Source organism: Acinetobacter sp. 1125_18A (genome assembly GCF_052824985.1).
Genome location: NZ_VTDG01000013.1, coordinates 78,935 through 88,449 on the forward strand (window position 1 = coordinate 78,935; position 9,515 = coordinate 88,449).

The 9,515-nt window shown below is 38.4% G+C and carries 10 protein-coding genes; 1 reads left to right on the forward strand and 9 read right to left on the reverse strand.

Annotated elements, in window-relative coordinates; translation table 11 throughout:
* Positions 1–29: 29 nt before the first annotated feature.
* Positions 30–965 carry a mechanosensitive ion channel family protein gene (locus tag FY049_RS18405; RefSeq protein ID WP_004725982.1) on the reverse strand — a complete coding sequence of 312 codons (936 nt, stop codon included), beginning with the start codon at positions 963–965 and terminating at the stop codon, positions 30–32.
* A gap of 14 nt (positions 966–979) precedes the next feature.
* Positions 980–1,801 carry a hypothetical protein gene (locus FY049_RS18410; RefSeq protein WP_004725984.1) on the reverse strand — a complete coding sequence of 274 codons (822 nt, stop codon included), beginning with the start codon at positions 1,799–1,801 and terminating at the stop codon, positions 980–982.
* A 111-nt stretch (positions 1,802–1,912) separates the two neighbouring features.
* On the opposite strand from FY049_RS18410, the gene gspE reads away from it, so the two are divergent.
* Complete coding sequence (gene gspE, locus FY049_RS18415) at positions 1,913–3,400, forward strand: type II secretion system ATPase GspE (protein WP_004725986.1); 1,488 nt, start codon at positions 1,913–1,915, stop codon at positions 3,398–3,400.
* Between the two features lie 66 nt (positions 3,401–3,466).
* Here gspE and FY049_RS18420 read toward each other — a convergent pair whose 3' ends face one another.
* From FY049_RS18420 to FY049_RS18450, 7 genes are all read right to left on the reverse strand, one after another.
* Positions 3,467–4,561: a hypothetical protein gene (locus tag FY049_RS18420; protein WP_327857765.1), complete on the reverse strand. Its 1,095-nt coding sequence runs from the start codon at positions 4,559–4,561 to the stop codon at positions 3,467–3,469.
* Between the two features lie 133 nt (positions 4,562–4,694).
* Positions 4,695–5,120 (reverse strand): organic hydroperoxide resistance protein, encoded by a 426-nt coding sequence (locus tag FY049_RS18425; protein WP_423853086.1) that lies wholly within the window; start codon positions 5,118–5,120, stop codon positions 4,695–4,697.
* An 89-nt stretch (positions 5,121–5,209) separates the two neighbouring features.
* Positions 5,210–5,647, reverse strand: a complete 438-nt coding sequence (locus tag FY049_RS18430) for a MarR family winged helix-turn-helix transcriptional regulator (protein ID WP_105714376.1) — start codon at positions 5,645–5,647, stop codon at positions 5,210–5,212.
* Positions 5,648–5,734: 87 nt separating this feature from the next.
* Positions 5,735–6,559, reverse strand: coding sequence for a carbon-nitrogen hydrolase family protein (locus FY049_RS18435; RefSeq protein WP_004725995.1), 825 nt, complete (start codon positions 6,557–6,559; stop codon positions 5,735–5,737).
* A 32-nt stretch (positions 6,560–6,591) separates the two neighbouring features.
* A complete protein-coding gene (gigB, locus tag FY049_RS18440) occupies positions 6,592–7,116 on the reverse strand; it encodes an anti-anti-sigma factor GigB (protein ID WP_016539397.1) in 525 nt (174 codons plus the stop codon).
* Between the two features lie 113 nt (positions 7,117–7,229).
* Complete coding sequence (gene gigA, locus FY049_RS18445; RefSeq protein WP_004725998.1) at positions 7,230–8,198, reverse strand: RsbU family protein phosphatase GigA; 969 nt, start codon at positions 8,196–8,198, stop codon at positions 7,230–7,232.
* Positions 8,199–8,321: 123 nt separating this feature from the next.
* Complete coding sequence (locus FY049_RS18450; protein ID WP_446084149.1) at positions 8,322–9,275, reverse strand: MlaA family lipoprotein; 954 nt, start codon at positions 9,273–9,275, stop codon at positions 8,322–8,324.
* Between the last annotated feature and the right edge of the window lie 240 nt (positions 9,276–9,515).

The window sequence follows — 9,515 nt, forward strand, 5'->3', positions numbered from 1 at the left end:
TTGTTTTCTAGGTTATCGCTGTTGTCTGCTTAAAGCTGTTTATCTTGTTGTTGCTCTAATTTTAAATCCTGTTTATTGGCATAACCGTCTATATCTTCATTTTGAAGAACTTCATTTGGATTTGGACGATCTACAAAGCCAATTTTTGGTACAGGGATTTCAATCTGATTTTCCACAAAACGATTGCGGATTAACTCATGTATTTCATCTTTGACTTGTAGATAGTTTGCTTGCATACACCATAGCGCAAATAAAATTTCAATGGAGGATTCTCCAAAGGCAGAAACAGTTACACGCGGTTTAGGATCTGCTAATACCAACGGGTAATCGTTGGCAACATCAATTAAAACTTCACGAACTTTATTGATGTTCTCATTAAAGTTAATTGCAACCGTAATCGACAATCGCCGTATCGGGAATTTTGATAGGTTATGTACGGGGGCGCGAATCAATTGCTCATTGGGGAGGCGCACATAGACATTGTCCATGGTCAAAAGCTTCACGGAAAGTAAATCAATGGAAATCACCTCACCTTCAATGGTATGTCCACGAATCAGAGTGATTTGAATGGTATCGCCAACTTCGAATGAACCTTCGCCAATTAAAAATAAGCCACTGATTAAATTTGATGCTGAAGTTTGTGAGGCAAAGCCTAATGCAACAGTTAAAATCCCTGCTGCGCCTAAAAATACGCTGAGTTTAAAGCCTGCTTCTTTTAAGCTGGCAATCACAAACAGTAAGAAAATAAAATAAAAAATACCTCTACGCCAAACCAAACGTTGATGCGCATTAAAGCGCGCACCTATGGTGCGGATAAAGGTATTGGAAATGACGCGTGCCAGCACAAAACCCACAAAGCAGAGGATCAGAGCAACAGCAATTTCACTTAAGCGGTCGACATTTACATTGGTAAAGATGCCTTTTAGGCTATTGGCAATGTCTTTGGGAATATTGGATTCAGCCATTTTTACCTCATCCCTTAGAAAAATGAATCAAACATATTGAACAAAGCGCCGCCTGGTGAGCGTGGCGGATGTACATAAATCACTTCGCCGGCCAAAGGTGGTGTACGATTTTCAATTCTTACACGGGCAGGGCGGTCATTGCCTTCATACACGACCTTGATTTGTGATGTCCATAAACGTCCTGTGCTTTCACTATAAAATAAAGGTAGCGCAGGAACAGGCACATTCATACGGTCAAATCGAAGCTGATGACTACTGACATTGTGGAAATCAATCGGTGTTACTGCACGAAAGGCACGTGGACGTAATAAATTTAATTCGGTACGACCATCGACTGAGGTGGCATAACACATTTCACCTGTACGGTGATCAGGGCCAAACCATGTATCCTTAGGTAAAATTACAGGAATATCAAATAAGGGTTCTTTTTGGGCTTGCACAAAACCTGAAATCCACAGTGGGGTACTGATATAGAGTGTGCCGCGTTGACCTGCTGGAATATAAATTGGATCGACAGGACGAATCACCACAGAGCGATCGGCTAAACGGGGCATGAGTTGAAATGCTTTATGGGTCTCGCGAAACATATAGCGTTCAACATGTACAGGTTCAGGAAAACCAAAGTTTACATCATGAATTTTATGCCATTGCTGTTCATAGTCATATTGGAATTTTGGACGATAATATTCCAAGCGCCATTCTTGTAAACCACGAGTAATGCGCATCATCATAGAACCAAATTGCCATGCTTTGGATTGGTTCAATTCAAACAGTTGTTCTCCCCACCACTTTAAATCAGGGAGTTCTGGTTCCAGATGTTCTTTCTTCTTAGACAAAAGTGTTTATCCCATTCATAAAATCATCATCAAATCTTTAACAAACAGACTTCACGCTGTCATGAGCATAGAGTACACTCAAAGCAATTTAAATCATTAATATAAGTTGTAATGCAAGTTCTCAAACAATTACAAATACCATATAGTTTTGCAAAACGGCATGGAGTGCTGTTGCGTTATGAAGGTGATCAAGTTTTTATTGTTCGCCGTCAGGATACCGCACAAATTGCGATTCAGGAAGCCCGCCGCTATCTCGGTCGTACAGCACAACATCAATTATGTAATGAAACTGAGTTTAATCACATGCTCAGTTCAAGCTATGCTGGTGAAACGGGCGAATCGCAACAGGTTGCAGCTGGTCTTGAAGATCACCCTGATCTATTGAGTCTGGCCGATCAGATTCCTGAAACTGAAGATTTGATGGATCAGGAAGATGATGCTCCAATCGTGCGACTCATCAATGCTTTATTATCTGAAGCGATTCGAGTCGGGGCTTCTGATATTCATATTGAAGCTTTTGAAAAGAAATTATCTGTTCGCTTACGGGTAGATGGGCAATTGCGTGAAATCGTACAGCCTCGTCGTGAACTTGCGCCATTGTTGGTATCGCGTATTAAAGTCATGGCAAAGCTCGATATTGCAGAAAAACGTATTCCACAAGATGGTCGTATTTCTTTACGTCTTGCAGGACGTGAGGTGGATGTCCGTGTTTCGACCTTGCCATCGTCGCATGGTGAACGTGTCGTTATGCGTTTGTTGGATAAACAAGCGGGTCGACTCAACATGACCCATTTGGGTTTAATGAAGCCTGACTATGAGCGTTTAACGCAATTGGTTCATCGTCCACATGGCATTATTCTAGTCACTGGCCCTACAGGTTCGGGTAAAACGACGACTTTGTATGCCGCGCTTTCTGATTTGAATGATGGTTCTAAAAATATCCTCACTGCTGAAGATCCGATTGAGTATCAACTTGAAGGGATTGGGCAGACTCAAGTGAATACCAAAGTGGATATGACCTTTGCCCGTGCGTTAAAAGCCATGCTGCGTCAAGATCCAGATGTGGTGATGGTGGGTGAGATTCGTGATTTGGAAACGGCTGAAATCGCAGTTCAAGCGTCTTTAACAGGTCACTTGGTTTTGTCTACACTACATACCAATACTGCAATTGGTGCTGTGACCCGTTTAAAAGATATGGGGATTGAACCCTTCTTATTATCCAGTTCATTGATTGGGGTGATTGCCCAGCGTTTAGTTCGGACATTGTGTTCTCATTGTCATACGTGGCGTGAAGCAGATGATTTCGAAAAAGATGTGTTTAAACCGGTGAGTTTAGAATCGAATTTAAAACTGCCTGTGCCGAATGGTTGTGATTTTTGTTCCCATACGGGCTTTACAGGACGTACTGCGATTTATGAAATTGTACCGATTGATGAGCAGATGCGCCGTTTGATTCATGGCAATGCAGCAGAGTATGAACTTGAAGAATATGCCCGTAAAGATGCAGGTTCAATTCGAGATGATGGTTTACGTAAAGTATTGGCGGGTAAAACCACAATGGAAGAGGTTTTACGTGTCACCAATGAAGCGGCTGAATGATGATCTTTTTAAGTGAAAAGATGTGCTAGTTAAACACATCTTTTCACTTTTGATATATGGAATAGTTTATTTGTCTAAAATATCTTTTATTTCTTTGGTCAATCTTTCATGAAAATCTTCCAATGTCATTTTTTTAAAAAAACGATGCCTTTGAATATATGGCAGAGCTTCATCAACTAATTGATCATATAAAGGATCATTCATATATTTCGCAAACACCAAACGAGAAATAACCCCTAAACCCGTAATATATTGCTTTTCATCACCATGATTTACCCACTGATTTAAAGTATTTAAATCTTTATGCTTTTCTGCATCATAAATTAAGAAATCATAAACCTGTTGAAGGACAAATTGTAATTGACTAGGATCATCAAAATGACTGGCTTCACCGTCAATACCATGAATATTTGGTAAATATTGTAAAGTATCATCATTTATTGGATGTTGCCGGAGTATTCCAATCGCCTTTTCTAATGAAACTTGAATATAAGTAAATAAATCAACTTCTCGATAAGATATTACATTAGGTTTATTTGAACAAAGTATTGAAATATCTTCATATAATTGAAAATTAAAATCCCTACAATAGCTATTTAATTGATTATGCTGATTCCTTTTTATCTGCCTTGAAAATTTTAAAATTGGTTTATTTATATTCAACCATTGATCTGTAAAAAGACTTAATTTCTCTTTTGTTTGTGGTATAGCTTTGAATTGCAATAACTGTTCTTTTGTTACGGCTTGTATTGCCCCCAACATTTCCTCAATACTTTCTTGATCAGGAAAAATAACATCCTGACTAAAAAACACATAATGTTTTGCATCAAAAGCAACGAGCTTATGTTTACGTAATGTTTCGACTAATATTTTATAAAGATATTTACTCTTTTCTTGTAAATGTTCAATCACAAAAACATTTGATGAAAAATTAAAGAAACCTTGTACTTTAGTAAAAAATTGGATTATTTCTTCATCAAAATTCTCAGCAAGTACAGGGCTTGTGACAATTTGTTCAACATCTAACAACCAGCTTTTTAAGTTTTCAGTGAAACCTAAACCTTGAGGATTGGTTGCAAAAAATTCAGCTTGTTCTAATGTGGAAATTGTTTTTTGCGGATGATGTTGAGTTGCATCCCATATATAAAATAATGCTGCCATTCTTATAAGCTCGGTTGTAATTATTTGACTAATATAGTGTATCTTTTTTACTCTAAAAAATATTTTTTATAAATTTATTCGAGATTTAAGCATCTACCTCAAAACATACTTGATTTGAGGTAGAAACAATAAATTAAACAATCACATTTAACGTAACATCAATATTGCCACGAGTCGCATTTGAATATGGGCAAACGATATGTGCGGCATCTACTAATTTTTGTGCTTCTTCTTGCTCTAAACCTTCTAAATGAATATTTAAAGTTACTTGAATACCAAAACCAGTAGCGATTGGACCAATACCAACATCACCTTCGATATAAACATCTGGGGTAATTTTTAATTGATCACGATTCGCAACAAATTTCATCGCACCAAGGAAGCAAGCAGAATAACCTGCTGCAAAAAGTTGTTCAGGATTGGTACCGCCACCAGCACCACCCATTTCTTTAGGCACTGCTAATTTAACATCTAAAATTCCGTCTGATGATGTTGCACGACCATCACGACCGCCAGTTGCTTTTGCATGTGCTGTATAAACCACTTTTTCTAAAGACATCGGAAATCATCCATTTTTGATTGTGTTCAATTATATCGTATACGATATAAATATTTAAACAAGTAGCGTTTGTGTAAAATTTAATAACTTTATTTTGAAATGTTTTCGCGTAAATTTGAAAGAAGATCTTTCAATTGAGTAATGCTGTCTAAGTCACAGGCACTGGCTTGAGCAACTTGTAACGGAATATCCACGGCTTTTAATTTTAGCGCATGGCCCTGAGCAGTGAGGCTAATAATTACTTGACGTTCATCTTTCGTAGAACGTTCGCGGTTAACAATACCATTACTTTGTAATTTTTTGAGTAAGGGGGTAAGTGTAGATGATTCTAAAAAGAGTTTTTCACCGATTTCGGATACAGTTAGACCATCTTTTTCCCAAAGCACTAACATAACTAAATACTGTGGATAGGTCAGTCCTAGTGGTGTGAGTAATTTACGATAAAGTTGATTTAATGCTAAGTTTGTAGAGTAAACAAGAAAGCAGAGTTGATGATCAAGATTTAAGTTTGAATAGTCTTGTTGCATGCTTGTCTCGTGAAGATATTACGCCTCACAAGTATAACGTTGTTTTGTCTCGTTCAGGAAATAAAAGTCATTAATGGCAATACAGGCTTAGAATGACATCAATTTGCGATGTTGCATTAAAGGCATTGATTCACGAATTGAGCGCTGCTCATTTAAATCAAAAGGAACCGTCATCAATTGCGCGCCTTCTGCATCTGTAATTGCCAAAATCTGCCCACGACTATTGGTTGCGCCAGCATGTCCCCAGGTTTGACGTTTTTCACCATGCCAACCTTGTTGTGCTGCACCTAAAACATGACATTGGCTGTCCATCGCACGTGCTTGAAGTAATAACTGCCAATGCATTTGACCTGTGGTATAGGTAAATGCAGCTGGTGCAGTCAAAATATTTGCACCTTGCGCTCTCAAGGTGAGTGCAAGTTCTGGAAAGCGTAAGTCGTAGCAAACCATCAAACCGATTTGTCCAAAAGGTGTTTTCGCGACAACAACATCACTGCCTGGTTCAAAAAACTGAGATTCTTGATACCCACCAACAGCATCACCCACTTGTACATCAAATAAGTGAATTTTGTCATAACGAGCTTCAGTACCTTCTGGACTGATACATAGGCTGACAGTACGAACTCGACCGTCAGCAATAATTGAACCATCTGGACGGAAAGGGCAAGGTAAAGTCCCTGCAACAATCCATATTTGATAATGGTGTGCTAAGTTTTCTAAACGCTTTTGAATTTCTTCAAAACGTGCAGCAGTTTCCCGTTGTTTACCTGCGGCAAAGCAGACAAAATTTTCAGGAAACACAATCAAAGATGCGCCATCAGCTTTACTTTGTTGTATTAACGACTCAATCACACTGAAGTTTGCTTCAATGTCATTTTGAGAGTTCATTTGAACAACGGAAAGTAAAGTCATGGGCTATCCCTGATAAAGCAATTTTGAAATTATTAAGCGTTTTGCTGGTTTGAAGATACACATTCCATTGTATCTTGCTGCTTTTCAAGTTGTTTAACTAATGGCTCGAACATATTTTGGTTGTTTTCATTGAGCTTCATTAATGTTTTGTGTGCATCGAGAACGGTACACAGCATTGTGCTGTGATTAACGTTATCGTCAATCAAAGCATTGGTGCACACTTGAGGGTCACCACAGTAATTTAAAATGACAAAAACCTGCCCTAAGCCCATGCTATTGGCTAGAGTGGTAATATCTGGATTTGTGGACAGCATCACCGCTTGGATGTGGTGTACTTGTTTCAACTTTAAGCCAAGCTTGGCAAGTATTCCAAGAACTGTACTATCAATAAATGTGGTTTGGGTTAAATCAACAATTGCGCCAATGACGTTTTTCTGTTGTTCAATCCTTGCCAAAAGTTTGTCTAAACTAATACAAGATTGGGCTCGCACTTCACCAATAAGTTTGAAAATATGCGTTCCATTCAAGCTTGCATATTCAACATGACCTGTTGACATATAAATGCCATTTGCAGAGAAGGATAGGAAAATTATCACATAGCGCAAGTCTATACTCAAGCGTTTGCGTATAGGTTATTAGTCTAATTTATTATATGTATTTGATTATGTTGTTAATTCATTCTGCGGAGACTGAGGATTGCAATGTCATCTGCTACATGTTCTGGTGCGCGGAATGATTGATTTTGCAAATGATAGACCAATTGTGAGAACTGTTCATTCAAACCACCTGAGAATGGTTCAAGGGCACCATCAGAACAAATAATGAACCGCGCATGCTTGGTTAAGGTACATTGGAATTCTTCAACCTCTAAATCTTCTGTGAGTCCTAAAGGAAAACTGCTGGTATTTAAGACACGAGGGGCTTGGTTGGGTTCAAAAATGATGGGGGGAGGGTAATGTCCTGCACTTGACCATTTTAAAGCATGTGTTTCTAGATTTAGAATCCCTGCCAACATTGTGATGTGTTTTTCAATGTTTTCTTGAACCAGCATACCATTGAGTTTTTTAATCAACTCCCTTGGTGTTTTCGAGCGACCATGAAAGGCAGCCATCCAAGATGTCAGTAACGAGCTGGTTACACCATGTCCCGACACATCAGCCAAATAGAACATGATCTCTTTATCACTGATTTTCCAGTAGTCATACCAGTCACCAGACAAATACGCAGAAGGCTGGAAAAGCGTTTCAACTTTATAATTTTGTAGTTCAATTGGATTTGGAAGAAGTTTCTTTTGTAGTTCTGCGGCAGAAGGCAAATCGCGGCTATCTTGATTACGTTTATATTGCGCATCAATTTTTAATAAAGAATCTTCAAGATTGGCTGGAAGCTTGGTCCAGATCCAACCAGCAAGAGCGCCAAGTTCCCATGCTTGAGAAAGTTCGCTTCCTTCATTTTCTTGTGCAATGACAATGGTAGGCAAAGCCCATTGGTATTGTAAAAAATCGTGGACGTCTGCAATTGCAATAATTGTTGGATCATAACGATGAATGTCTTCAATGGTAATCATCTGCAAGCTAGGAAGCGTATCTAATACTTGTTCTAAGCTTGAAATTTGGCGACTGGGTTGAATGAAATACATAGAAGAAATGAATGATCCTTAATCGGTATAAAAGCATTATCCAGTAGATTTACTATAGATGACACCACAATGCTAGTAAAACCATATGAATTACTAGCAAATAAGTTTAACAAAATATTGTGGTTATTTGTCTGCGTTTGTATCAGCAGGACTATTGTTATCATCCTCGTCATCATCTACAAACGCGACAGCTTCCTGTCCACGGCCTTTTTTCTCAGCGATTTGGAATGCTAAACGTTGTAAATAGATATCGCGAATTGCTGAGTAACGATCACCTTGCAATACACTTTCAACATCTAGAAGTTTAGAACGAGTATTAATCCCACCTAAAGTACGATTACCCCAGATTAAACCTGTTTGATGGTTATTATCCATTGGGTAAGTAAGTGGATTGGCATAACCTTCAGCAACATAATCAGCTGAGTGACGAAGGGTACTTGGTCCTAAAATAGGTAGCATCACATAAGGACCACTTGGAATACCGTAGTAACCTAATGTTGTACCCAAGCTTTCTTCTTCAGTTGCTAAACCTAAGCGAGTTGCAGGGTCGGCTAAACCTAGAGAGGTGACTGTGTTAATAGTAAAACGACCTAAAGACTTTGCTGCACGACTAAAGCGCCCTTGAGCAAGTTGGTTGACCGCATTCCATGGTTCACTTAAGTTTTTACGAAATAAACTATATGAGGAACGTACATCACCTGGCACTTTCTCTTTGTACTGAACTGCGATAGGTCGAGCCACATTACGGTCGATCATGTCATTAAACGCATAAATTTCACGGTTCAATGGTTGAAGTGGATCTTTTACAGAATCTGGTTGAGCTGCATTGGCATTCACTTTTAAGTCATTTTTTGTGATGTTTTTAAGCTCTTTAAGCGCTTCGATTCTTGGATGTTTTGACGTTGCTTCGTTTTCTAGTGTCGAAGAATTCTCTTGAGACGACTTATCATCTGAAACAGAGTCTGTAGAAACCGCATTGTCAGAATTCTCTTGAGTAGATAATTCGTCTTGAGCAAATACATGGCTAGTCAGACCAATGCTAAGTAAACAAGCCCAGAGTACATGATAAGGACGCATAGAATTCCTTGAAATATTCTTAAAGTAAAAGTAGTCAATAACGATATAGCTATATTAAAGACTTCATAATCGTATTCTAACAGCAGTTATTACATATGTATTAAAGCAAATTTGATTAAAAAGTGTGAATAAATATGATAAACGAACAATATTTGTTCGAACAATTAAAATAATTAAAAAAAGGGGTTGTGTTGGGTTGGGAATGCTGTAGAATGCACATCCATCGGCGGTGATGTTAAA

Bases quoted from the DNA above. Each gene is read 5' to 3' on its own strand.
- FY049_RS18425 (WP_423853086.1), bottom strand. From the start codon at position 5,120: ATGTCTTTAGAAAAAGTGGTTTATACAGCACATGCAAAAGCAACTGGC.
- gspE (WP_004725986.1), top strand. From the start codon at position 1,913: ATGCAAGTTCTCAAACAATTACAAATACCATATAGTTTTGCAAAACGG.
- FY049_RS18450 (WP_446084149.1), bottom strand. From the start codon at position 9,275: ATGCGTCCTTATCATGTACTCTGGGCTTGTTTACTTAGCATTGGTCTG.
- FY049_RS18435 (WP_004725995.1), bottom strand. From the start codon at position 6,559: ATGACTTTACTTTCCGTTGTTCAAATGAACTCTCAAAATGACATTGAA.
- gigB (WP_016539397.1), bottom strand. From the start codon at position 7,116: ATGTCAACAGGTCATGTTGAATATGCAAGCTTGAATGGAACGCATATT.
- gigA (WP_004725998.1), bottom strand. From the start codon at position 8,198: ATGTATTTCATTCAACCCAGTCGCCAAATTTCAAGCTTAGAACAAGTA.
- FY049_RS18430 (WP_105714376.1), bottom strand. From the start codon at position 5,647: ATGCAACAAGACTATTCAAACTTAAATCTTGATCATCAACTCTGCTTT.
- FY049_RS18420 (WP_327857765.1), bottom strand. From the start codon at position 4,561: ATGGCAGCATTATTTTATATATGGGATGCAACTCAACATCATCCGCAA.
- FY049_RS18405 (WP_004725982.1), bottom strand. From the start codon at position 965: ATGGCTGAATCCAATATTCCCAAAGACATTGCCAATAGCCTAAAAGGC.